Origin of the sequence: Pseudarthrobacter phenanthrenivorans (genome assembly GCF_000813845.1) — a bacterium.
Lineage (GTDB): Bacteria > Actinomycetota > Actinomycetes > Actinomycetales > Micrococcaceae > Arthrobacter > Arthrobacter phenanthrenivorans_B.
This window is the reverse complement of sequence record NZ_JWTB01000042.1, coordinates 1-22058: the sequence shown is the minus strand read 5'-3', so window position 1 is coordinate 22058 and position 22058 is coordinate 1. Positions and strand designations below refer to the sequence as shown.

The following is a 22058-nucleotide window of genomic DNA, read 5'->3' as shown; positions in this document are numbered from 1 at the left end:
CGGTGGAGGCCCCGCCGCCCGTTGCCCACCCCGGGCCACCCGTGCGCCTCCTGGTGGCCGGCGCAGGTGCGCGCGGCTCCGCCTACGCCCGGCTCGCGGTTGACACCGGCCAGGCCACCATCGTGGGGGTCGCGGAGCCGCGCCGGCTGCTGCGCGAAAGCCTCGCGGCCGAGCTCGGCGTCCCGGACGGAGGGCTGTTCGCGGACTGGCAGGCCATGCTCAACACCCGGCTCCCGGCTGACGGCATCATCATCGCCACCCCGGACCGTGAACACGTGGAGCCGTTCGCCGCCGCCGCAGCGCACGGCTATCCGGTCCTCCTGGAGAAGCCGGTGGCGGGGGACGCTGCCGGCTGCGCGGAACTGGCGCGGCTGCAGCGCGAATCCGGGATCACGGCGACGGTCTGCCACGTCCTGCGCTACACCCCGCAGACCGCGCTGCTGCGGCAACTCCTGTCCGCCGGCGCCATTGGCCGCGTCATCTCCGTCCAGCACCTGGAGCCCGTCGGGTTCTGGCACTTCGCGCACTCCTACGTCCGCGGGAACTGGCGGCGGGAGGACGAATCCAGCCCATTCCTGCTGGCCAAGTGCACGCACGACGTCGACTGGCTCTCCTTTGTCATCGGGAGCCGGCCGGTGCGGGTGTCCTCCTTCGGAAGGCTCTCGCATTTCCGGCCGGAGGAGGCACCCGAAGGCGCCTCAGGGCGCTGCACCGGCTGCCCCGCAGAACCCCGCTGCCCCTATTCCGCCCTGCGGATCTATGGAGCAGGCCGGCCGCCGGATGGCATCACAGCGGATCCGGCGAGGGCCTACTTTGCCGACGTCGTGGATCCCGGCGGAACCCGGGAATCGTTGTGGCAGGCGCTGGCAACAGGACCCTACGGACGATGCGTCTACTTCGCGGACAACGACGTGGTGGACCACCAGCTGGTGAACATCGACTACCAGGACGGCACCACCGCTTCATTCACCGCTACGGCCTTCACGGCCGCGGGACCGCGCCGCACCAGGATCTTCGGCAGCCACGGTGAGATCTCCGTCGAGGCGGGCAGCATCTCGGTCCATGACTTCCTCACCGGAACAACCACTGCTCACTCGGTCCCCGCGACTGCTCCCCGGCTGGCCGGTGAAAAGCATGAAGGGGGCGACAGGGGACTGGTGCAGGCCTGGGTCACGGCCCTCGCCCGGGGTGACTGGTCGGGGGTGGTGTCGGGGCTGGAAGAGTCGCTGGTCAGCCACGCCGTGGTGTTTGCGGCCGAGGAAGCGCGCAGGAGGGATGCGGTGGTACGGGTGGAGGAATTCAGTCCGCGGCCGTGACTGGATCGACCGAGACCACCGCCAGAAAGCCGCGGCCCAGGATCTCGGGAGAGGTGCCGTCCGAGCCGGCCACCGCGTCATACCGGCCAAGCTCCACTGGCTCCGCCCCGCCTTCGCTGGCCACTGCCTGTCCCTGCAGCAGCACCCCCAACTGCCCCTCGAAGAGCGGGTGGGCGCGCTTTTTGGACAGCTCGATGATGGAGGTGTAGCCCTTGCACGCGGCCGTGCGGGTGATGACGTTGAGGTCGCGGATGTCGCCGGTGGGGAGCTTCGCCATAGTGGCCGCACCGCCATCGAACCGGAAAGGCCGGTACTTTTCCATCGGGTGCTCTGCCCCGTCCACGGTGAGGACCAGCAGTTCACCTTCGATGACCGTCAGCACCCGCTCCATGCCGGGGAAGGCGGAAAAGTCTCCTGCCTTGGCCACGTCTGCGATGCTCACCCGCCAGTTCCAGCCGCCGTCTTCGGATTCCTGGCGGGCGATTTCACGGGTCACCCCGCCGCCGTTGCGCCACGGTTCGGCCTTGAGCTCAGCGAAGCGGATGATCTGCATCAGCCCAGCCTAGTTCCCCTCCGTGGCCGGCATCGCAGATGCGCCCCGGCCCTGCTACTCTCCTCCGGGGGGTCAACACGAAAACAGCCTGAAGGAGCCCGGGAATGTTCGTCAAAGTGTGTGGTCTCAGTACGCCGGAATCGGTGCGCGAGGCAGTGGACGCCGGCGCGGACGCCGTCGGGTTTGTCCTCACCGCCAGCCCGCGCGTGGTCTCGCCGTCGCAGGTGGCATCCCTGCTGTCCGGGGTACCCGCCGGAGTTTCCCCCATTGCCGTGTTCCGTGACGAGCCCGTGGCAGATGCCCTCGCCATCGCCCGGGCGGCCGGCCTGCAGTGGATCCAGCTTCATGGCACCCGGTCCCGTGCTGACGTGGCAACAGTGCACGACGCCGGCATGAAGCTGGTCAGGGCCATCACCATGGGTGCCGGCCCCGATGAGTTTGAAGACTGGGGCGAGGACCTGCTCCTGATCGACGCCTCCGTGCCCGGCTCGGGCGAGTCCTGGGACTACGCTTCCGTGGCTGCACTGCCGGCGCTGAAAGGCAGGGACTGGCTCCTTGCCGGCGGCCTCGACGCTGCCAATGTGGCCCAGGCCTCAGCGGCAGCACACGCCTGGGGAGTGGACGTGTCCTCTGGTGTCGAGGCCTCCCGCGGCGTGAAGGACCCGGCCAAGATCCGGGCGTTCGTGCATGCCGCAAAGGCGGCCGCAACGGTTTAGCACGGACCCGCCGGCAAGGACGCCGCGGATCAGGGCAGGATCAGGGACATCCCCCACCCATATGCCGCCGGGGTGGGGGCAGAATGGGTGCATGAAGACACTCCTGAACGTCATTTGGCTGGTTTTCGGCGGCTTGTGGCTCGCCCTTGGGTATTTCCTCGCCGGCGTGGTCTGCTGCCTGCTCATCGTCACCATTCCGTGGGGCATTGCCTCGTTCCGTATCGCCGCCTACACCCTGTGGCCCTTTGGCCGCATGGTGGTGGACAAGCCGGGCGGAACCGGTGTCTTCTCCCTGCTGGGAAATGTGATCTGGCTGCTGGTCGCCGGCATCTGGATCGCCATCGGGCACGTAGTCACGGCCTTCGCCATGGCAGTGACCATCATTGGTATCCCCTTGGCCATCGCCAACCTCAAGCTCATCCCGGTTTCCCTGATGCCGCTGGGCAAGCAGATCGTGCCCACCAGCACGCCGTTCGTGAGCAACTACCCCGCCAGGACCTACCGCTAGGCAGATTCCTCCGGATCCAGGGCGCGCAGCACGCAGAACTCGTTCCCGTCCGGATCCGCCATGACCACCCAGGTGGCCGCTGCGCCCTGGCCAACGGAGATCTGCCGCGCGCCCAGCCCTTCCAGCCGCGCCACTTCGGCGTCCTGGTCCTGGGGCCGCAGGTCCAGGTGGAGGCGGTTCTTGAGTTCCTTCTGCTCCGGGACCCTGAGGAAGAGCAGGTCGGGCAGCCCGCCGTCCCCGGCGCTGCCTGCCGGCGGCTCCAGCACGATCTCGTCGTCCTCTTCATGGGTGCGGCGCCATCCGAGCGCCTGTTCCCAAAAGGCCGCGGGAACGCGGGGGTCGGTCGAATCGATGGCAAGGGCTTGGATGCGCAGGCTCATCGGAGCAGTTTTGCATCCGGTCCCCGCATCCGTAAACCGCCCGCCGCTGACCTGGCCGGCGGACCATCGGCCCATCAGAGCGGACGGAAGGCACCCTCCCGCAGGATGGCCACAGAGTCGCTCTGGTCCAGTTCCGCCGCGATATCCACGTCTTCCGCATAGCCGGCCCCTGCCAGCTCCCGGCCGCTGGAAGACTGCTGCAGCATTTCGCGCAGCCGCGGTTCGGCGGACTCGAACACAGCCATGGCTGCCACGGCCTCCGGGGCGTAGCCGTGCCTGCCGTCCCCGGCCTCGTAGCCGCCCCGGCCTGCGGCTACCAGCCCCGCGATGAACGCTCCGGCGCCGATGTGGTCCTCCACGGCTGGCCGCAGCGTGCCGTCCGGCCAGCGCTCACCGGCGGCAACCACGGCTACTACCGCGTCTTCCGGAAGGTTCGCGGCCACCCAGTCGGCCGTCGCGGCGGCGTTCCGCAGGCAGACTGCCGCTACCAGCGGTACTTCCCCGGCCAGCGCCCGGCACAGTTCGGACCCGTTGGGGGAGGGCAGCACCACCCTTCCCAGCGATGCAGCATCCCGGAAGCTGGCGGGGGAGAGGCTCAAGCCGCCCCCGCCGCGCGGACCGGCCAGTTGCGCCCGGTGGTGGGCGGCGAAGTCCTCCGCGCCGGTATCGCGCCACCTGCAGGGGAACACTTCGGCGCCCCGGTCCAGTGCCACGCTGACGCAGGTGCTGAAGGACAGGACGTCCACCACCACCGCCAGGTCGGCACCCGCGGCCACGGTTCCGGCGCCGGCCACGCCCCAGTCCAGCCTGATGGTGAAGGGGAGCTGCCGGTGGGCGGCGTTGGCGGAGTAGGTGTGCCGTGGGCTGGAGCCTGGGGCGTTCACGCCAGTTCGCCGTTCAGGTTCCGGTGCGCGGCATCCAGCCACAGGTCCCGGGCCCGCGGATGGTGGAAGAGCGGGTCAAGTTCCAGCAGGTGCCGCACGACGGCGGCCCGTCCGGCTGCGAAGTCGGCGTCGCCGATGTGCGCGTAGTCTTTCCGCACGGCGGCTACATAGCGGGCGTATTCCTCCGGTCCGCTGCCGAGGATGGAAAGGTCCGCGTCGCAGAGCAGGGCCCCTGCGGCATCGCCCGCTTCCGGCCGGTGGTCCGAGGTGACGCGTACCAGCCGGGCCACTTCGGCCACCTCGTCCTCCGGCAGGCCGGCGCCGGCAAGGCGGTGTTCGGCAAGCAGAGCGGACTCCTCTTCATCCCGGCCCGCCGCGCCCCGGTACACGGCGTCATGGAACCAGGCCGCCAGCAGTACGGTCCGGGGCGCCTCTGCCGGTTCGGTGAGCAGGTCCAGTGCCTCCAGGACGGAGAGGAGGTGGGTGCTGCCGTGGTAATGCCGGTGCGGTTCGCTCCACCGGTCCAAGAGGTCCAGGAAGAGGGCGTCGTGGCCGGGCATGACGGCCTCCCACCGGTTCAGGAGCGGGACTTTCAGCGACTTGTTGCGCCGGCGTGCCGGGATGCGCAGTCCGCTGGCGATGAGTTTACGGACCAGCACCCGGGCTTCCACCGAAACCGCCCCGGCCGCCACCAGTTCGTCGAAGCGGCGTTCCGGAACGTCGTAATGGTCGCCGTCGAACGCCCGCTCCGGAATCCCGGCGGCGGCGGCGAAATGGTGCAGTTCCTCCAGCGACGCGTCCGAGACCAGATGCGAAAAATGGGTTCCGTGTGCAGGCCACAGCGGCGGGTCGATGTAGATGGCCATGGAAGGAGTCTAGTGCCGCCCTCCCCGGGAAAGTCGGCTGCCGGCCGGAAGGCAGCGATTGGCAATTACGGAGCAAAACCGGACACCCTTCCGCATTTGCGGACTATAGTGAGTTCGTGACCCTTATCCGCGTATCTGAAGCTGCCCGTTTCCTGGGTGTCAGTGATGACACGATCCGCCGCTGGACCGAGCATGGAACGCTGACCCCGCTCCGTGACGACTCCGGACGGCTCGCCGTGGACGGGTTGGAGCTGGCAGCCCATGCGCAGAAGCTGGCGCAGCTTCCGGATGATCCGAAAAGCGGCAGCAGTTCGGCCCGCAACCGGTTCGTCGGCCTGGTCACCAACGTCATCTCGGACACGGTGATGGCCCAGGTGGAACTGCAGTGCGGGCCGTTCCGGGTTGTTTCGCTGATGAGCAGCGAAGCGGTACGTGAACTGGGCCTCGAACCGGGCTCGGTGGCCACCGCCGTGGTCAAGGCAACAACGGTCATCATCGAATCCCCGAAGGGACGGGCTGCCGCATGACCCGCCGCGTTTGCATCCCGAAGCCCAGGATCTTCGCAGTCCTGGTTGCCGTGGCCCTTCTCCTGCCGGCAGCCCTCAGCGGGTGCGCCGCGGAGGCCGGCAGCGCACCGGACTCCGGCGCCGGCCCCGCGCCGCACGGCACCATCACCGTTTTCGCAGCTGCCTCCCTGAAGGCCACCTTCACCGAGCTCGCCCGCACGTTCGAGACTGAGCATTCGGGCGCCACCGTCACGCTAAGTTTCGCCGGCTCCTCCGACCTGGCCAGCCAGATCAGCCAGGGGGCGCCGGCTGATGTCTTCGCCTCGGCAGATGCGGCCACCATGAAGAAGGTGCAGGATGAAGGCCTGGTGGATGGGACGCCGACGGATTTTGCCAGCAACACCCTGGCCATCGCAGTGCCGCCTGGCAATCCGGCCGGGGTCGCAGGGCTGAAGGACCTCGCCCGGCCCGGCATCAAGCTGGTCACCTGCGCCAGGCAGGTCCCCTGCGGGGCTGCCACGGCCAAGGCTGCGGACGCGGCAGGTGTGGCGTTGAACCCCGTCAGCGAGGAAAACTCGGTCACCGATGTCCTGGGCAAGGTGGCCTCCGGCGAGGCCGACGCCGGGCTTGTCTACGGCACGGACATCAGCTCTGCCGGAACCCGGGTGGCGGGCATCCCGTTCCCGGAATCCGGAACCGCCGTCAACACCTATGCCATTGCTGCCGTTGCCAACGGCGGGAACAAGGCCACGGCCCGCGCCTTCCTGGACCTGGTCGCCGGTCCAGAAGGGCAAAAGGTCCTCGCCGCCGCCGGGTTCGGGCCCGGCCAGCAATAGTGCCGCGAATGACAGGCGCGGCAGTAGGGTGGGGCCAGGCGCGCACCGGCGGTACATCACGGGTACGTCCCCACAGAACTTGTCCAGCCCCCTTACCGCTTCAGCACACCGGAGGAAACGCATGGCCCACGCCGAGAACAGTGTCATCATCAACCGGCCTGCCCGCGAGGTCTATGACTTCCTTGCTGACGGACTGAACAACCCGGCATGGCGTGACGGGGTGAAGTCCATTTCCCTGCGGGAGGGCGCTCCCGGCGAAGTCGGAGCCATCTACAGCCAAACCCTCGCCGGGCCCAAGGGACGCCCCATCCAGGGCGACTACCGGATCGCGGCAGCCCAGCCCGGCCGCCTGCTGGGCTTCGAAGTGGTGGCTGGCCCGGCCCGCCCCACCGGCGAGTACGCTCTCACCGAGGACGCCGGCAGGACCACCGTGCACTTCAGCCTGGATGCCAGGCTGCCGCTCCTGATGCGGGTCCTGGACTCGATGGTCACCCGGACCATGGAATCCGAGGTGGCCCAGCTGTCCCGGCTCAAGCAGGTACTGGAAAACCGTTGAACCAACGAAACCCCGGGAAGTAGCACGTTAATGCGGCAGGCGTATACCGGCATTCCCGGCTGGGTCCGTGCGCTGGCTGCCCTGGCCGCCGTCGTCGTCGTGCTTCCGCTGATGGCGATGGTGCTCAGGGTGGACTGGGGGCAGTTCATCCCACTGGTCACCTCGGAGCCGTCGCTGACGGCCCTGGGACTCAGCCTTCGCACCTCTGCTGCCAGCACGGCGCTGTGCATCGTGCTGGGCGTCCCGCTGGCCCTGGTGCTTGCCCGGGACACCTTCCGCCTGCAGGGCCTGCTGCGCGCGCTGGTGCTCCTGCCGCTGGTGCTCCCGCCTGTGGTGGGCGGCATCGCCCTCCTCTACACATTCGGGCGCCAGGGGCTGCTGGGCCAGGCCCTGGACGTGCTGGGGCTGCGCATCGCCTTTTCCACAACGGCGGTGGTGCTGGCGCAGACATTCGTGGCGCTGCCGTTCCTGGTGGGCAGCCTCGAGGGCGCCCTGCGGACCTCCGGCTCGCGGTACGAGGCCGTCGCGGCCACCCTCGGAGCCCGGCCGGGCACCGTGTTCCGGCGCGTCACGCTGCCGCTCGTCCTGCCCGGGCTGGCATCCGGTGCCGTACTTTCCTTCGCCCGCAGCCTGGGCGAATTCGGTGCCACGCTGACCTTCGCGGGCAGCCTCCAGGGGGTGACCCGGACCCTCCCGCTGGAGATCTACCTGCAGCGGGAAACAGACCCGGACGCCGCCGTCGCGCTGTCCCTGGTCCTGGTGGCCGTCGCCGCCGCGGTGGTGGCCCTTGCCTACCGGCGGCCGGCAGCGGGCCGGGCCGGAGCGGGACAGCGGACGACGGCGCCGGCGCCGGCAGGAGGGAACGTTCCGTGACGCTGTCCTTCCAGGCAGCCGTGGCCGGGCGCGGCTTCGACGTTGCCCTGACAGTCCAGCCTGGTGAAACCGTGGCTGTCATGGGACCCAACGGCGCCGGCAAATCGACACTGCTGGCCGGCATCGCCGGCCTGCTCCGGCCGGACAGCGGCGTGGCCGCACTCAATGGCAGCACCCTCTTCGACCTCAGGGACGGCAAACGCAGCTGGTCACCTCCCCACCAGCGCGGCATAGCCCTGCTCGCGCAGGAACCGCTGCTGTTTCCCCACCTGACCGCAGCGGACAACGTGGCCTTCGGGCCCCGGAGTGCCGGCGTTCCCCGGCGGGAGGCAAACGCCCGGGCCCTGCGCTGGCTCGCAGAGGTGGAAGCAGAACAACTCGCCAGCCGCCGGCCTGCCGAACTGTCCGGCGGCCAGGCCCAGCGGGTGGCCGTTGCCCGCGCGCTCGCCGCCGATCCCGCGCTCCTCCTGCTCGATGAGCCGCTGGCCGCCCTGGACATCCATTCCGCGCCCCTGCTCCGGCGGCTCTTTAAGCGGGTCCTCGCCGGCCGCCAGGCCGTCATCGTCACCCACGACGTCCTGGACGCCCTGATGCTGGCGGACCGTGTGGTCATCCTGGACAACGGCAGGATCGCCGAGGACGGCCCTACCCGGGCCGTACTGGAGCGCCCCCGGAGTTCCTTTGCCGCCGGACTTGCGGGCCTGAACTTCATTCCGGGCATCCTGGACGGCGCCGGGGTGCGGGCCAGCGGGGGCCTGAGGATTGCCGGCCACGAGGAGGACGCGGGCGGCTCCGGGGAACCGGTCCAGCCGTCCCGGCCGGGTGCTGCCGGCGTTGCCGTGTTTCCGCCGTCGGCCGTTTCCGTGTTCCTCAACGACGCCCATGGAAGCCCGCGGAATTCGTTCGCCGTCACCATCACCGACCTGGAACCCCACGGCGACCAGGTCCGCGTCCGCGCCGGCAGCCTGGCCGCGGACATCACGCCTGCCGCTTCCGCAGACCTGGGCCTGGCTCCGGGCATGGCGGTGCACTTCGTGGTCAAGGCCGCAGCCGTGTCCGTGTACGCCACCTGACACACCGGGGCTGCCGGCAGGACCTCTGCCTCTGGACACCCGTTTCGCCGTGGGCAAACATGGCTAGTGGACCTCGCTGTGCAAAGTTGAGCGTAGTAGACTCAACTTAGTCAACCAGCCCCCGAAAGGAGCTCTCTTTGGACGTCAAATTCACCACCAAGAGCCAGGAGGCTCTTTCCGCCGCGGCAATGAACGCCTCGACGGCCGGCAACCCCCAGGTGGAGCCCGCCCACCTCCTGAAGGCGCTGATGGACCAGCGGGAGGGTGTCGCCGTCGCGCTCCTCCGAGCCGCCGGCGCCGATCCCGACTCCGTCAGCGTCCAGGCCAGCAGCGCCATCAAGGCATTGCCCGCCACGTCCGGCGGTTCCAGCCAGCAGGCCCAGCTCTCCCGGCCCGCCCTCCAGGCCATCCAGCAGGCCAAGGAGGAAGCGGACCGGCTCGGTGACAGCTTCGTGTCCACCGAGGTGCTCCTGGTGGGCCTCTCGGCCGGCAATGATGCCGCCGCCCGCCTGCTGCGCGACGCCGGTGCGTCCCGCGAGGCGCTCCTCGCGGCCCTCCCGGGAGTCCGCGGCGACCGTAAGGTGGACAGCCCCGATCCCGAAAACACCTTCCAGGCCCTCGAAAAGTACGGTACGGACCTCACCGCCATGGCCCGCGCCGGCAAGCTGGACCCCGTGATCGGGCGAGACTCCGAAATCCGGCGCGTGGTCCAGGTCCTGTCCCGGCGCACCAAGAACAACCCGGTGCTGATCGGCGAACCCGGCGTGGGCAAGACGGCCGTGGTGGAAGGGCTGGCCCAGCGCATGGTGGCAGGCGATGTCCCGGAAAGCCTGCGTGGCAAGACCCTCATTTCCCTGGACCTTGGCTCCATGGTGGCCGGCGCGAAGTACCGCGGCGAATTCGAGGAACGGCTGAAGGCGGTCCTCGAGGAGATCAAGGGCTCAGAGGGCCAGATCGTCACCTTCATCGACGAGATCCACACGGTGGTGGGCGCCGGTGCCACCGGTGATTCCTCCATGGATGCGGGCAACATGCTCAAGCCCATGCTGGCCCGCGGCGAGCTGCGGCTGATCGGTGCCACTACCCTGGACGAGTACCGCGAAAACATCGAAAAGGACGCCGCGCTGGAACGCCGCTTCCAGCAGGTCTACGTGGGCGAGCCCAGCGTGGAGGACACCATCGGCATCCTCCGTGGCCTCAAGGAGCGCTACGAGGCGCACCACAAGGTGTCCATCGCGGACTCCGCTCTGGTGGCCGCCGCCACGCTGTCCAACCGCTACATCTCCGGCCGCCAGCTTCCGGACAAGGCCATCGACCTGGTGGATGAAGCCGCGTCCCGGCTGCGCATGGAGATCGATTCCGCTCCGGAGGAGATCGACCAGCTGCGGCGGCAGGTGGACCGGCTCACCATGGAGGAACTTGCGCTGGAGGGTGAGACCGACGCCGCCTCGGTGGAACGGCTGGCCGCGCTCCGCGCCGACAAAGCCGATAAGGAAGAGGAGCTCTCGGCGCTGAACGCACGCTGGGAGGCCGAGAAGGCCGGGCTCAACCGGGTGGGTGACCTGAAGGCCAAGCTGGACGAACTGCGCTCCGCCGCCGACAAGGCCCAGCGCGAGGGCGACCTGGAGGCCGCTTCCCGGATCCTGTACGGCGAGATCCCGGCCCTGGAGCGCGAGCTGAACGCCGCCGCCGAGGCGGAGGCCGCCGTGACGGACAAGTCCGCGCAGATGGTGGCCGAGGAAGTGACCGCGGAAGACATTGCCGAAGTGATCTCGGCCTGGACCGGCATCCCCGCCGGCCGGATGCTGCAGGGCGAAAGCCAGAAGCTGCTGCACATGGAGGAGGAACTGGGCAAGCGGCTGATCGGCCAGTCCAAGGCGGTGGCCGCGGTGTCCGACGCTGTCCGGCGCGCCCGGGCCGGCATCAGCGACCCCAACCGGCCCACCGGTTCCTTCCTGTTCCTGGGCCCCACCGGCGTCGGCAAGACCGAACTGGCCAAGGCCCTGGCGGACTTCCTGTTCGACGACGAACGTGCCATGGTGCGCATCGACATGTCGGAGTACGGCGAGAAGCACAGCGTCGCCCGGCTGGTCGGTGCGCCTCCGGGATACGTCGGCTATGAGGAAGGCGGCCAGCTGACCGAGGCCGTCCGCCGTCGTCCGTATTCCGTGGTGCTGCTGGATGAGGTGGAGAAGGCGCACCCCGAGGTGTTCGACATCCTCCTGCAGGTGCTCGACGACGGCCGCCTCACCGACGGGCAGGGCCGCACCGTGGACTTCCGCAACGTCATCCTGGTGCTGACCTCCAACCTGGGCAGCCAGTTCCTGGTGGACCAGTCGCTGGACGCCGAGGCCAAGCGCAACGCCGTGATGGCCACCGTCAACGCATCCTTCAAGCCGGAGTTCCTGAACCGGCTGGACGAGGTGGTGCTGTTCGACGCCCTGACGGTGGAGGAGCTGGCGCACATCGTGGAACTGCACGTGGCTGAACTGGGGCGCCGGCTGCACGAGCGGCGGCTCACCCTGGATGTCACCGATGGTGCCAGAGCCTGGCTCGCGTTGTCCGGCTACGATCCGGCCTACGGTGCCCGGCCGCTGCGCCGCCTGGTGCAGCGCGAGATCGGCGACCGGCTGGCCAAGGCCATCCTTGCGGGCGAGATCAGCGACGGCGATATCGTCCTGGTGGACACCGCGCCGGACTTCGGCGAACTCACCCAGGGCACCGTGGACACACTGACCGGCACCCCAAGCTCAGGCCTGTCAGTGCGGCGGAAGGACTAGCCGCGGGACGTTCCCTTGCAGCCGTGCTGCCCTGGCGGGTTGACCGTCAGGGCAGCACGCTTGCGTTAATCACGTTGCCGCGGTCGGCCGTGACATAGCAGTCAACCCTGCGGTCACCCGACTGCCAGCTCGTGCTGCTGGGGAAGCTCCGCTGGTAGTTGAGCTGGAACTGGTTGGCGGCGGCCGTAAGTTTGGCCGCCTGGCAGACCTCCAGCGCCTTGGCCTTGAGTGCCTCCGCGCCCGGATATTCGGCCTTATCGGGGTAGAGGTAGGTGGCCACCAGCTGCGCCGAATGGCCCGTGTTACAAGCCACCACCGTGGAAGCCAGCCCCTGGGGGTCGAAGTCCGTGAAGCAGTCGCCCACTGCGTACCCCGCCGGGGCAACCCCTTCGCGGGGGAGCGGCTGGGGGGTGGCGGGCGGCGTGACGGTGGTCTGCAGGACGCCCGGCGCCGTACTCTTCGCCGAATCGGTCCCGGGGGAGGTATTCAGCCACACGGCAAGCCACGCCAGCCCGCCCACGACGGCCAGGATCACGACGACGAACACCGCCTTCCACCCCAGCGGCCCCCTGTTGGCGCGCTTCCCGGGTCCTGAATCACTGGGAGGTTGGGACCAGGTGACGGATTCCGGGGCAGGAGCGGGCGCAGGGGCGGCCGGGCCAGGGCCGGCGGCCGGGCCGCGGGTGGCGTCCTGTCCGCGATGCCCCGCCGGGACCTGCGGAATGCTTCCGGTCCGCGGCGGCGAGGCAGGTTTCGGCGGGATGTCCTGGTGGTTCACGGGTGTGCATCCTCCTGGGTTTTGGTTCCGCGGCTCGCCAAAGGCCAGATAAAAACGGCAGTTCCTGAACGACTCTACCGAAGAAAAATCCCGGAATCCCGCGGTTGGAGGTGCGCCATGGTACCCCACGTCGCGGTTTGGGCGGCCGGGCGGCAAGCAGGGCCAGCCGAAAGCATGTAATCTAGGTGTACGACAAATTGACCAAACATTCCGGGGCCTCACCGATCGCCAAGGTGACCACCTCCGGTCCAAGTACAAAAGGGGGTCACGCCATGGGGCGCGGCCGTCAAAAGGCAAAAGCTACCAAGCAGGCTCGGGACATTAAGTACTACTCCCCGAACACTGATTACTCGGCACTTCAGCGTGAGCTGACGGGCCCAGGCAGTCGTTCAACGAGCCATTATTCGAATGAACCGGTTGAACCGGACTATTCGGCTTATGTGGATAAGTACGCGGATGATTTGGATGACGATGACGACGAGGTTGACACCCGCCGCATCGGTTAGTTGTCGCAAGCCTGCCGTGGCCCGTGGCCCGGCTGTTATGGCGCCAACGCACACCGCTGGATTTCCGGAACCGCTGATGCGGATCCAGGAAGCGTGCGGAACTCCTTTGTGATACCCGCTTCCGGGTGACCGCTTGCTGTGCCGTGCCCGCTGCCGTTCCGTATACCGGTCCGGCAGCGGGCTTTCGGCGTTTTCCTTTAGGTGTTGCCCCAGGGATTCAGCCCCGTTGGTAACGTAACCCCATGACTGTTAGGACCACGTACGCCAGCGGAGAGCCCTGCTGGGCGGATCTGCAGACCCCCGATGTTGCAGCGGCCAAGGATTTTTACGGCACCCTTTTTGGCTGGACCTACCAGGATTTTCCCACCCCGGACGGCCGCAGTTACGCCCAGGCCTTCGCCGGCGGCCAGCTGGTGGCCACTATCGCACCGCAAAGCCCGCTGCAGCTGCAGGCCGGAACCTCCGCGGCGTGGAACATCTATCTGGCAGTTACGGATGCTGCGGAGGTGCTGGAGGAAACCCGGCATTCCGGGGGGACCGTGCAGTTCGGCCCGGAGCAGGTGGGCGACACCGGAGTCCTGGGCTTCCTGACCCCGCCCGGCGGCGGGACCACCGGAATCTGGCAGCCCGGCAGCCACTTCGGAAGCCACCTCTACAACGAACCCGGCGCGCTGGCCTGGGCTGAACTCTTCACGCCCGAGCCGCAGGCCGCCGTCGGCTTCTTCCAGCAGCTTTTCGGCCACGAGGTCACTGAGTACCCCCAGGACGACGGCGGCAGCTACAGCACGCTGCTGATCAACGGCAGCGAGGTGGCCGGCATTATCCCTGCCGGGGCGGGCGAGGACGCGGACTGGCAGGTCTACTTTGGCGCCGCGGACATTGCCGCGGCGGCCGCGGCCGCGCTGGCAGGAGGCGGCAGGGTGCTGGTGGAGCCTGACGAGCACCCGTCAGAGGGGTCGCTGGCCACCATCGAGGACCCGCAGGGCGGAATCCTCAACCTGATCCAGGTCAGTTAAAACGCAACGAGTGCCCCGTAGATGTCGTTATCGGGGGTGAAAACGACAACTACGGAGCACTCGATGGAGGATATTAGGCGTACGCGTTGACCATCCGGACTGCGCCGCCGTCCACGCCCTTGGCGCCCTGGACGTAGTCGGGTCCGGACTTGAGGATGGAATCCGAGTCTTGGGTGACGGTGCCCATGACCCAGGAGGGCAGGCCGCGGTCGTTCAGCCGCGCGACGGCGGCATCCGCCGCCTCGGGGGACACGATGGCCACCATGCCCACGCCGAGGTTCAGCGTGCGCTCCAGGTCGGCCAGCGGAACGTTGCCGAGTTCAGACACCAGCTTGAAGATGGCGGGCAGTTCCCAGGTGGCGCGGTCCACCGTGGCCACCAGGCCCTGCGGCAGGACCCGGGCCAGGTTGGCGGCCAGCCCACCACCGGTCACGTGGCTGAAGCCGTGGACGGCCGCGCCGGCGTTGACCGGGAAGGTCCGGGCCAGGTCCAGGCAGTCAGCTGCGTAGACGCGCGTGGGTTCCAGGAGTTCCTCGCCCAGCGTGCGGCCCAGCTCGGAGACCTGGCGGTCCAGGGCCCAGCCGGCGTGGTTGATGACGCGGCGGACCAGGGAGTAGCCGTTGGAGTGCAGCCCGGAGGAAGCCATACCGATCACGACGTCTCCGGCGCGGACGCGGTCCGGGCCCAGCAGGGCGTCGGCTTCGACAACACCGGTGGCGGCACCGGCAACGTCGTACTCGTGTTCGCCCAGCAGGCCCGGGTGCTCAGCAGTTTCGCCACCCACCAGGGCGGTGCCGGCCACCGAGCAGGCCGACGCGATGCCACGGACAATGCCGGCGATCCGCTCCGGAACCACCTTGCCACACGCGATGTAGTCGGTCATGAAGAGCGGTTCGGCGCCCACCACCACGATGTCGTCCACCACCATGCCCACCAGGTCGAACCCGATGGTGTCGTGGATGTCCATGGCCTGGGCAATGGCAACCTTGGTGCCCACTCCATCGGTGGACGTCGCCAGCAGCGGCTTCTTGTAGGTCAGCAGCCGGGAGACGTCGTAAAGGCCGGCAAAGCCGCCCACGCCGCCGATCACCGAGGAGTTGTGGGTTGCCTTGACGGCATCCTTCATGAGCTCGACGGCGCGGTCCCCGGCTTCGACGTCCACGCCGGCGGAGGCGTAGGTGATGCCGGAGTTCTCTGCGGCGGTGTTGGCGGAAGTCATACGGAGTCCTTCTTGTCGGCGCTGGTGGCGGCGTGTACGTCGGGCACGAGGTCGGCTTCGGTCAGCAGGTTCTCGAATTCAGAGTCCGGGCCCGGATCGCAGCCGGTGGCGCCGGCCTTCTCTGCGGGGTCCTCGGTGGCGTCAACTGCCAGGGCGGCCGTTTCGCCGGGGAGCGCGGACGGCGACTTCAGGCCGCCGAGGTCGGTGCGCTCCAGCAGGTTCTTGCCCAGCTTGTCGGCGTCGGGAAGTTTGATCGGGTACTTGCCGGTGAAGCAGGCGGTGCAGAGCCGTTCGCGCGGCTGCCGGGTGGCGCCGATCATGCCGTCCTCGGAGATGTAGGCCAGCGAGTCCGCGCCGATGGCCTGGGAGATCTCTTCGATGGTGGCGCCGTTGGCAATGAGCTCGGCCCGGGAGGCGAAGTCGATGCCGTAGAAGCAGGGCCACTGGACCGGCGGGGAGGAAATCTTTACATGCACGGCGGCGGCCCCGGCCTCCCGGAGCATCCGGACGATGGCGCGCTGGGTGTTGCCGCGGACGATGGAGTCATCCACCACCACAACCCGCTTGCCGCGGATCACGGATTCCAGGGCGTTGAGCTTGAGCCGGATGCCCAGCTGGCGCAGCGTCTGCGATGGCTGGATGAAGGTGCGGCCCACATAGGAGTTCTTGACGAAGCCGTGTGCGAACGGGATGCCGGATTCCTCGGCGTAGCCGACGGCCGCGGGCGTCCCGGATTCCGGCACGGGGATGACAATGTCCGCCTGCTGCGTGTTCTCCCGGGCCAGCTGGCGGCCCATCTCCACGCGGGATTCGTAGACGGAACGGCCTGCGATGGCGGCGTCAGGGCGCGCAAGGTAGACGTATTCGAAGACACAGCCCGCAGGCGTGGGCTCGGCGAACCGCTTGGACCGTACGCCGTCCTCGTCAATGGCAATGAATTCGCCCGGCTCGATTTCGCGGATGAAGCTGGCGCCGACGGTGGCCAGGGCGGACTGCTCGGAGGCGACAACCCAGCCGCGTTCCAGCCGGCCGAGCACCAGCGGGCGAATACCGAAAGTGTCGCGCGCCGCGTAGAGGGTGCCTTCATCCATGAAGACAAAGCAGAAGCCGCCCTTGATCTTGGGCAGGAGTTCGGTGGCGGTTTCCTCGAGGGTCTTGCCTGGTTCGCCCTCCAGGAGCGCGGTGACCAGGGCGGTGTCCGAGGTGTTGCCCTGCTTCATTTCACCGGTCAGCTGGCCACCGTTGCGCTCGGTGATCATCGCGTTGAGTTCGGCGGTGTTGGTCAGGTTGCCGTTGTGTGCCAGGGCAACCGTACCGGTGGCGGTCGCGCCGAGGGTGGGCTGCGCGTTGGCCCAGTGGCTGGCTCCGGTTGTGGAGTAGCGGCAGTGGCCAACGGCCAGATGGCCGGTGAGGGTGTTCAGGGTGGTCTCGTCGAAGACCTGGGACACCAGGCCCATGTCCTTATAGACATTGATCCGTTTGCCGTCACTGGTTGCTATGCCAGCCGACTCCTGACCGCGGTGCTGCAATGCATACAGCCCGTAATAAGTTAGTTTTGCTACTTCTTCGCCTGGGGCCCAGACGCCGAAGACGCCGCAAGCGTCCTGCGGGCCTTTTTCGCCGGGGAGAAGATCATGGGAAAGTTTTCCATCGCCGCGTGCCACTGGTCGATTATCTCACGACATGCGCTATGACTTTTCCGGCTGCCGCTTTGTGACCAGCTAGGGCTGGGGGTCGGTGTCCGGTTCAGAGTCGGGGAGGGCCTCAACGGTGGCCCGTTCCTGGCGCTTGACGCTGCGGCGGTCCAGGACCAGGGCAAGCGCTGCGCCCAGGATGGCGCCGGCGGCGGCGAACATGACAAGGAAGAAGCCGAAGACCGCGCCCGGGTCGAAGGTGGCGTCGCCCGGCAAAGCATAGGCCACCACCGCGGCGGCAACGACGCCCACCAGGCCGCCCAGAATCAGGAAGGGAACATACTTGGGGGCGCGCCGGACGGTCACTTCCCGCCGCTCGACGGGATGTTCTTCAAAAGACATGACATCCAGCCTACTGCCCTGGTTTTTGCGGACATAACGGGGCAAGGTGACGGAGCTGGACAGTCTTCCCCCCGCAGAAGCGCGCTGCTGGGGGTACGGGATACACCTCGCCCAACTGCCCTGCAACTGATATATCTATTGACACGAAGTGTGGCCGCTGACATATTGCTATGTAGCGCTATGTGCAATCTGTTGTGTAATACGCAATTGAACGGGAATAGTCGGGTCCAGGGCTGCTTCCTCGGCCAGGCGCGTCAGCTAGATTGGCACACGTCGCCGACTTACCGGGCTGCCAAGGTCCAGGAGAGGAACACAAGAACCATGGTGCATAAAGTTCAAGCTGTCGTTGTCCGGGAAAAGAACGCTCCGGTGTCGTTGGAGACGATCCTGGTGCCGGATCCGGGGCCGGGCGAGGCGCTGGTGGACGTTCTGACCTGCGGTGTCTGCCACACGGACCTGCATTACAAGCAGGGCGGCATCGGCGATGACTTCCCGTACCTGCTGGGTCATGAGGCCACGGGTGTTGTGAGCGCCGTTGGTCCCGACGTGACGTCCGTGGCGCCCGGGGACAGGGTGATCCTGAATTGGCGTGCGGTCTGTGGCGAGTGCCGGGCGTGTGCCAAGGGCCAGCCGCAGTACTGCTTCAATACGCACAACGCCACGCAGAAGATGACGCTCGAGGACGGCACGGAGCTTTCGCCGGCCCTGGGCATCGGTGCCTTCGCCGAGAAGACCCTGGTTGCTGCCGGGCAGTGCACCAAGGTTGACCCGGACGTTGATGCTGCCGCTGTGGGCCTGTTGGGCTGCGGCATCATGGCCGGCATTGGCGCCGCGATCAACACCGGCGAGGTCAAGCGCGGCGAGTCCGTGGCAGTGATCGGCTGCGGCGGTGTGGGCATCGCGGCAATCGCCGGCGCCAGGCTGGCCGGTGCGACGACGATCATCGCCGTGGACATCGACGACAACAAGATCGGCATGGCCACGTCCCTCGGCGCCACCCACGGCGTGAACTCCCGGCAGGAAGACGCCGTGGAGGCCATCCGCTCCCTCACCGGAGGCCACGGAGCGGACGTGGTGATTGACGCCGTCGGCCGCCCTGAAACGTATAAGCAGGCTTTCTACGCCCGCGACCTCGCGGGCCGCGTGGTCCTGGTCGGTGTCCCGACGCCGGAGATGACACTTGAACTGCCGCTGCTGGACGTCTTTGGCCGCGGCGGGTCGCTGAAGTCCTCCTGGTACGGCGACTGCCTGCCGTCCCGCGACTTCCCCATGCTCGTCTCGCACTACAAGCAGGGCAACCTGGACCTGGACGCCTTCGTCTCCGAACGCATCAGCATCGACCAGGTGGAGGAAGCCTTCGGCAAGATGCACGAGGGCAAAGTGCTGCGTTCCGTCGTCGAAGTCCAGCCGGCAGGGTCTGCCGCATGAGCGTCACCATCGAGAACCTGGTCACCTCGGGCACGTTCTCGCTCGACGGCGGCACCTGGGACGTGGACAACAACGTCTGGATCGTGGGCAACGACGAGGAATGCCTCATCATCGACGCACCCCACGATGCCGCCGCGATCATCAACCAGGTCCGCAGCCGGAAGGTCAAGGCCATCCTGCTCACCCACGCGCACAACGACCACATCGGCGCCGCCCGCGAAGTCGCCGATGCCCTCGGCGCCCCGATCATCCTGAACGCCGAGGACCTGGTGCTGTGGGAGCAGGTCTACCCCGACGCCAAACCGGACCAGTACCACTCCGATGGCGACGAGTTCGAGGTGGGCGGGGCAGCGCTGAAGGCCATCCACACACCGGGCCACTCGCCGGGGTCCACCTGCTTCTACCTCGAAAGCGAAGGAACGGTCTTCACCGGGGACACGCTGTTCAACGGCGGCCCGGGAGCCACCGGCCGGTCCTACAGCGACTACCCCACCATCCTCGCGTCCATCCGGGAGAAGCTGCTGACCCTCCCGGCCCAGACCGTGGTCCGCACCGGCCACGGCGACAACACCACCATCGCCGCGGAACAGGAAACCCTGGCGAAGGTCGCGCAGTAACCAGCGGCATATACAGAGAGTGACGTGCCGGAGGAAGGCGCGCCGGGAAGCCCTGGCGCGCCTTTCCTGCAGATTGAAGAATCCATGCCCGTAAGGAAGTTGGAACGATGAAGTTCGGTAAGCAGCCCGCCCCTGTCGCGGATATTAATGAGGACAACCTTGAAGTCCACAAGCCCAAGACCGAGGCCGCCGGCGTCAAGGCGGTCATGGTGGTGCTGGAACGCGCGGTGGCGCAGGCCGGGGTGGCCCGCACCGCGCAGTCGCTGCTGCGGCTGAACCAGCGCGGAGGCTTTGACTGCCCCGGCTGTGCGTGGCCGGAATCGGACAAGAAGCGCAAGGCGGCTGAGTTCTGCGAGAACGGCGCCAAGGCAGTGGCCGAGGAGAACACCCTGCGCACGGTGGGAGCCGAGTTCTGGGCCCAGCATTCCATTGCCGAGCTTTCCACCAAGACCGAGTATTGGCTGGGCAACCAGGGCAGGCTGTCCGAGCCGGTGGTCATCCGGGAGGGCGAGACGCACTACTCGCCGATCTCCTGGGCAGACGCGTTCGAGTTGATCGGTGAGCATATCCGCGCCAGCACCCCTGACCGCTGTGTCTTCTACACCTCCGGGCGCACCGCGAATGAAACGGCATTCCTGTACCAGCTGTTCGCCCGGTCGATCGGGACGAACAACCTGCCGGACTGCTCCAACATGTGCCACGAGTCCTCCGGCTCGGCACTGAACCCGACGATCGGCATTGGCAAGGGCACGGTGTCCCTGGATGACATCCACGACGCCGAACTGATCTTCGTCGTCGGCCAGAACCCGGGCACCAACCACCCCCGCATGCTCTCCGCGCTGAAGGAGTGCAAGGATAAGGGCGGCAAGGTGGTGGCCGTGAACCCGCTGCCCGAGGCCGGCCTGTTCAACTTCAAGGACCCGCAGACGGTCTCCGGCGTTGTGGGTGGCGGCACGCCCTTGGCCGACGAATACCTGCAGATCAAGGTCGGCGGCGATTTGGCACTGTTCCAGGCGCTGGGCCACCTGCTCCTGCAGGCCGAGGAGCAAAACCCGGGGACCGTCGTCGACCATTCCTTCATCGCCGCGCAGACGGACGGCTTCGACGCCTACCGTGAAGCCCGCCGCAGCCTGGACTGGGACGAGACGGAAAAGGCCACCGGCCTGGACCGTGCCCAGATCGAGAAGGTCGCCGGGATGCTGGTGGCGTCGAAGGCCTCTATTTTCTGCTGGGCGCTGGGCGTGACGCAGCAGCCGCACTCGGTGGACACCATCAAGGAAATGGTCAACGTCCTGCTGCTCCAGGGCAACTTCGGCAAGCCCGGCGCCGGTGCCTGCCCCGTCCGCGGCCACTCCAATGTCCAGGGCGACCGGACCATGGGCATCTGGGAGAAGCCCAGCGAAAAGCTCCTCTCTGCCATCGACGCTGAGTTCGGGATCACGTCCCCGCGGCACCACGGCTACGACGCCGTGGAGTCGATGGAGGCGTTCGAGCGCGACGAGGTGGACGTGTTCGTGTCCATGGGCGGCAATTTCTCCCTCGCTTGCTCGGACACCGAGGCCCTGGAAGCCGGGATGCAGCGGATCGGGCTGACCGTGCATATTTCCACCAAGCCCAACCGCTCGCACATTGTGCATGGCCGCACTTCGCTGATCCTTCCCACACTGGGCCGGACGGACAAGGACGACAAGCACCGCAAGGGTGCGCAGTTCCTCTCCGTGGAGGACTCCATGTCCGTGGTCCACTCCACGCAGGGGCGCCTCACCCCTGTCTCGGAGCACCTGCTCGCCGAGCCCGTGATCGTGGCCCGGATGGCCGAGGCGACGTTCGGGCCGGACCACTCGGTGGACTGGCGGGCCATGGCCGAGGACTACGACGTGATCCGCGACCACATTGCCCGCGTGCTGCCCGGCTTCGAGGACTTCAACACCCGCGTCCGGACCAAGAACGGCTTCGTGCTGCCGAACCCGCCGCGCGACACCCGATCCTTCGCCACCGACATCGGCCGGGGCCGGTTCACCGTCAGCCCGCTGGAGTACCTCACCCCGCCGCCCGGGCACCTGGTGCTGCAGACCATCCGCAGCCACGACCAGTACAACACCACCTATTACGGCCTGGACGACCGCTACCGCGGCATCTCCGGCGGCCGCCGCGTGATCCTGATCCACCCCGAAGATCTCGCCGAATCCGGCTTCCAGGACCGGGAACTGGTGGACGTCATCAGCACCTTCCAAGGTGTGGACCGACGCGCGGACAAGTTCCGCCTGGTGGCCTACCCCACGGCCAGGGGCTGCGCCGCCGCCTACTTCCCCGAGGCCAACGCACTGGTGCACAAGGAAAACGTGGCCCGCGTGTCCAACACCCCCGGGTTCAAAGCCATGTTCGTCCGCTTCGAACCACACAAGGGTGAGGCAGCGGTGTCCGAAGAGTCTGCAGGGGAGCTGGCAGGAACGGCCGCCTAGCCGCGCGAACCCCACCCCTCAATCAGAAGGCCCGCAACGGCGGCACACCGGCCCGCGACGGCGGCACACCGGCCAGTCCGGGGTGCCGCCGTTGGCATCGGGACGGTGCAGTTGTCATGCCGGGGCGTGCAGGAACCGTTCGAGGGCAT

The 22058-nt window shown here is 67.8% G+C and carries 22 protein-coding genes; 14 read left to right on the top strand and 8 right to left on the bottom strand.

The genetic code is table 11. The features are described from left to right. Window positions 1-2 precede the first annotated feature (2 nt). Window positions 3-1316, top strand: a complete 1314-nt coding sequence (locus tag RM50_RS18450) for a Gfo/Idh/MocA family protein (protein WP_240472014.1) — start codon at window positions 3-5, stop codon at window positions 1314-1316. On the opposite strand, the gene RM50_RS18445 is transcribed toward RM50_RS18450, so the two are convergent. Beyond that, the gene (locus RM50_RS18445) at window positions 1300-1869 is read right to left on the bottom strand and encodes a HutD/Ves family protein (RefSeq protein ID WP_043455755.1); all 570 of its coding nucleotides are present in this window, start codon (window positions 1867-1869) and stop codon (window positions 1300-1302) included. The genes RM50_RS18450 and RM50_RS18445 overlap by 17 nt on opposite strands. Window positions 1870-1973: 104 nt before the next feature. On the opposite strand from RM50_RS18445, the gene RM50_RS18440 reads away from it, so the two are divergent. Together RM50_RS18440 and RM50_RS18435 are read left to right on the top strand one after the other, a co-directional pair. Beyond that, entirely contained in the window at window positions 1974-2585 is a 612-nt protein-coding gene (locus RM50_RS18440; RefSeq protein WP_043455752.1) for a phosphoribosylanthranilate isomerase, read from the top strand. A gap of 91 nt (window positions 2586-2676) precedes the next feature. Next, complete coding sequence (locus RM50_RS18435) at window positions 2677-3093, top strand: YccF domain-containing protein (RefSeq protein ID WP_043455749.1); 417 nt, start codon at window positions 2677-2679, stop codon at window positions 3091-3093. Here the strand turns inward: RM50_RS18435 and RM50_RS18430 are convergent. From RM50_RS18430 to RM50_RS18420, 3 genes are all read right to left on the bottom strand, one after another. Next, a complete protein-coding gene (locus RM50_RS18430) occupies window positions 3090-3473 on the bottom strand; it encodes a VOC family protein (RefSeq protein WP_043455748.1) in 384 nt (127 codons plus the stop codon). The genes RM50_RS18435 and RM50_RS18430 overlap by 4 nt on opposite strands. A gap of 74 nt (window positions 3474-3547) precedes the next feature. Further along, window positions 3548-4357, bottom strand: coding sequence for a 2-phosphosulfolactate phosphatase (locus RM50_RS18425; RefSeq protein WP_052260358.1), 810 nt, complete (start codon window positions 4355-4357; stop codon window positions 3548-3550). Then, a complete protein-coding gene (locus tag RM50_RS18420; protein WP_043455746.1) occupies window positions 4354-5223 on the bottom strand; it encodes a DUF4031 domain-containing protein in 870 nt (289 codons plus the stop codon). Before RM50_RS18420 ends, RM50_RS18425 begins: the two co-directional genes overlap by 4 nt. A 116-nt stretch (window positions 5224-5339) precedes the next feature. Here RM50_RS18420 and RM50_RS18415 point away from each other — a divergent pair, with 116 nt between their 5' ends. The 6 genes from RM50_RS18415 to clpB all read left to right on the top strand — a co-directional run bounded on the left by RM50_RS18415 (window position 5340) and on the right by clpB (window position 11847). Continuing rightward, window positions 5340-5750 (top strand): TOBE domain-containing protein, encoded by a 411-nt coding sequence (locus RM50_RS18415; protein ID WP_043455744.1) that lies wholly within the window; start codon window positions 5340-5342, stop codon window positions 5748-5750. After that, window positions 5747-6565 carry a molybdate ABC transporter substrate-binding protein gene (gene modA, locus RM50_RS18410; RefSeq protein ID WP_043455741.1) on the top strand — a complete coding sequence of 273 codons (819 nt, stop codon included), beginning with the start codon at window positions 5747-5749 and terminating at the stop codon, window positions 6563-6565. The genes RM50_RS18415 and modA overlap by 4 nt, the downstream gene beginning before the upstream one ends. Before the next feature lie 121 nt (window positions 6566-6686). Then, the gene (locus tag RM50_RS18405; protein WP_043455739.1) at window positions 6687-7121 is read left to right on the top strand and encodes an SRPBCC family protein; all 435 of its coding nucleotides are present in this window, start codon (window positions 6687-6689) and stop codon (window positions 7119-7121) included. 30 nt (window positions 7122-7151) lie between these two features. Then, a complete protein-coding gene (locus tag RM50_RS18400) occupies window positions 7152-7994 on the top strand; it encodes an ABC transporter permease (protein WP_043455737.1) in 843 nt (280 codons plus the stop codon). Further along, a complete protein-coding gene (locus tag RM50_RS18395; protein WP_043455735.1) occupies window positions 7991-9067 on the top strand; it encodes a sulfate/molybdate ABC transporter ATP-binding protein in 1077 nt (358 codons plus the stop codon). Before RM50_RS18400 ends, RM50_RS18395 begins: the two co-directional genes overlap by 4 nt. 137 nt (window positions 9068-9204) lie before the next feature. Next, on the top strand, window positions 9205-11847 hold the full coding sequence (gene clpB, locus RM50_RS18390) for an ATP-dependent chaperone ClpB (protein ID WP_043455732.1): 2643 nt from the start codon (window positions 9205-9207) through the stop codon (window positions 11845-11847). A 46-nt stretch (window positions 11848-11893) separates the two neighbouring features. Here clpB and RM50_RS18385 read toward each other — a convergent pair whose 3' ends face one another. After that, entirely contained in the window at window positions 11894-12625 is a 732-nt protein-coding gene (locus RM50_RS18385; RefSeq protein WP_043455729.1) for a septum formation family protein, read from the bottom strand. Window positions 12626-12897: 272 nt separating this feature from the next. On the opposite strand from RM50_RS18385, the gene RM50_RS20505 reads away from it, so the two are divergent. Both RM50_RS20505 and RM50_RS18380 read left to right on the top strand, forming a co-directional pair. Then, a complete protein-coding gene (locus RM50_RS20505) occupies window positions 12898-13131 on the top strand; it encodes a DUF3073 domain-containing protein (RefSeq protein ID WP_082007139.1) in 234 nt (77 codons plus the stop codon). 242 nt (window positions 13132-13373) lie between these two features. Continuing rightward, window positions 13374-14147 (top strand): VOC family protein, encoded by a 774-nt coding sequence (locus RM50_RS18380; RefSeq protein ID WP_043455727.1) that lies wholly within the window; start codon window positions 13374-13376, stop codon window positions 14145-14147. Window positions 14148-14220: 73 nt separating this feature from the next. Here RM50_RS18380 and purM read toward each other — a convergent pair whose 3' ends face one another. The 3 genes from purM to RM50_RS18365 are packed head-to-tail and all read right to left on the bottom strand — an operon-like array spanning window position 14221 to window position 17402. Continuing rightward, entirely contained in the window at window positions 14221-15366 is a 1146-nt protein-coding gene (gene purM / locus RM50_RS18375) for a phosphoribosylformylglycinamidine cyclo-ligase (protein WP_043455725.1), read from the bottom strand. Next, the gene (gene purF / locus RM50_RS18370; protein WP_043455722.1) at window positions 15363-17030 is read right to left on the bottom strand and encodes an amidophosphoribosyltransferase; all 1668 of its coding nucleotides are present in this window, start codon (window positions 17028-17030) and stop codon (window positions 15363-15365) included. Before purF ends, purM begins: the two co-directional genes overlap by 4 nt. A gap of 57 nt (window positions 17031-17087) precedes the next feature. After that, complete coding sequence (locus RM50_RS18365) at window positions 17088-17402, bottom strand: hypothetical protein (RefSeq protein ID WP_043455720.1); 315 nt, start codon at window positions 17400-17402, stop codon at window positions 17088-17090. A gap of 321 nt (window positions 17403-17723) precedes the next feature. Between RM50_RS18365 and RM50_RS18360 the strand changes: the two genes are divergently transcribed. The 3 genes from RM50_RS18360 (at window position 17724) to RM50_RS18350 (ending at window position 21909) form a co-directional block, all read left to right on the top strand. Then, window positions 17724-18830, top strand: coding sequence for an S-(hydroxymethyl)mycothiol dehydrogenase (locus RM50_RS18360; protein ID WP_043455718.1), 1107 nt, complete (start codon window positions 17724-17726; stop codon window positions 18828-18830). Next, a complete protein-coding gene (locus RM50_RS18355) occupies window positions 18827-19447 on the top strand; it encodes an MBL fold metallo-hydrolase (RefSeq protein WP_043455716.1) in 621 nt (206 codons plus the stop codon). Before RM50_RS18360 ends, RM50_RS18355 begins: the two co-directional genes overlap by 4 nt. A 107-nt stretch (window positions 19448-19554) precedes the next feature. Further along, window positions 19555-21909, top strand: a complete 2355-nt coding sequence (locus RM50_RS18350; RefSeq protein WP_043455714.1) for an FdhF/YdeP family oxidoreductase — start codon at window positions 19555-19557, stop codon at window positions 21907-21909. The last annotated feature ends 149 nt before the right edge of the window (window positions 21910-22058 follow it).

Bases quoted from the DNA above. Each gene is read 5' to 3' on its own strand.
- RM50_RS18440 (WP_043455752.1), top strand. From the start codon at position 1,974: ATGTTCGTCAAAGTGTGTGGTCTCAGTACGCCGGAATCGGTGCGCGAG.
- RM50_RS18355 (WP_043455716.1), top strand. From the start codon at position 18,827: ATGAGCGTCACCATCGAGAACCTGGTCACCTCGGGCACGTTCTCGCTC.
- RM50_RS18420 (WP_043455746.1), bottom strand. From the start codon at position 5,223: ATGGCCATCTACATCGACCCGCCGCTGTGGCCTGCACACGGAACCCAT.
- RM50_RS18380 (WP_043455727.1), top strand. From the start codon at position 13,374: ATGACTGTTAGGACCACGTACGCCAGCGGAGAGCCCTGCTGGGCGGAT.
- RM50_RS18350 (WP_043455714.1), top strand. From the start codon at position 19,555: ATGAAGTTCGGTAAGCAGCCCGCCCCTGTCGCGGATATTAATGAGGAC.
- RM50_RS18400 (WP_043455737.1), top strand. From the start codon at position 7,152: ATGCGGCAGGCGTATACCGGCATTCCCGGCTGGGTCCGTGCGCTGGCT.
- purM (WP_043455725.1), bottom strand. From the start codon at position 15,366: ATGACTTCCGCCAACACCGCCGCAGAGAACTCCGGCATCACCTACGCC.
- RM50_RS18445 (WP_043455755.1), bottom strand. From the start codon at position 1,869: ATGCAGATCATCCGCTTCGCTGAGCTCAAGGCCGAACCGTGGCGCAAC.
- RM50_RS18435 (WP_043455749.1), top strand. From the start codon at position 2,677: ATGAAGACACTCCTGAACGTCATTTGGCTGGTTTTCGGCGGCTTGTGG.
- RM50_RS18405 (WP_043455739.1), top strand. From the start codon at position 6,687: ATGGCCCACGCCGAGAACAGTGTCATCATCAACCGGCCTGCCCGCGAG.
- RM50_RS18365 (WP_043455720.1), bottom strand. From the start codon at position 17,402: ATGTCTTTTGAAGAACATCCCGTCGAGCGGCGGGAAGTGACCGTCCGG.
- RM50_RS18430 (WP_043455748.1), bottom strand. From the start codon at position 3,473: ATGAGCCTGCGCATCCAAGCCCTTGCCATCGATTCGACCGACCCCCGC.
- RM50_RS20505 (WP_082007139.1), top strand. From the start codon at position 12,898: ATGGGGCGCGGCCGTCAAAAGGCAAAAGCTACCAAGCAGGCTCGGGAC.
- modA (WP_043455741.1), top strand. From the start codon at position 5,747: ATGACCCGCCGCGTTTGCATCCCGAAGCCCAGGATCTTCGCAGTCCTG.
- RM50_RS18360 (WP_043455718.1), top strand. From the start codon at position 17,724: ATGGTGCATAAAGTTCAAGCTGTCGTTGTCCGGGAAAAGAACGCTCCG.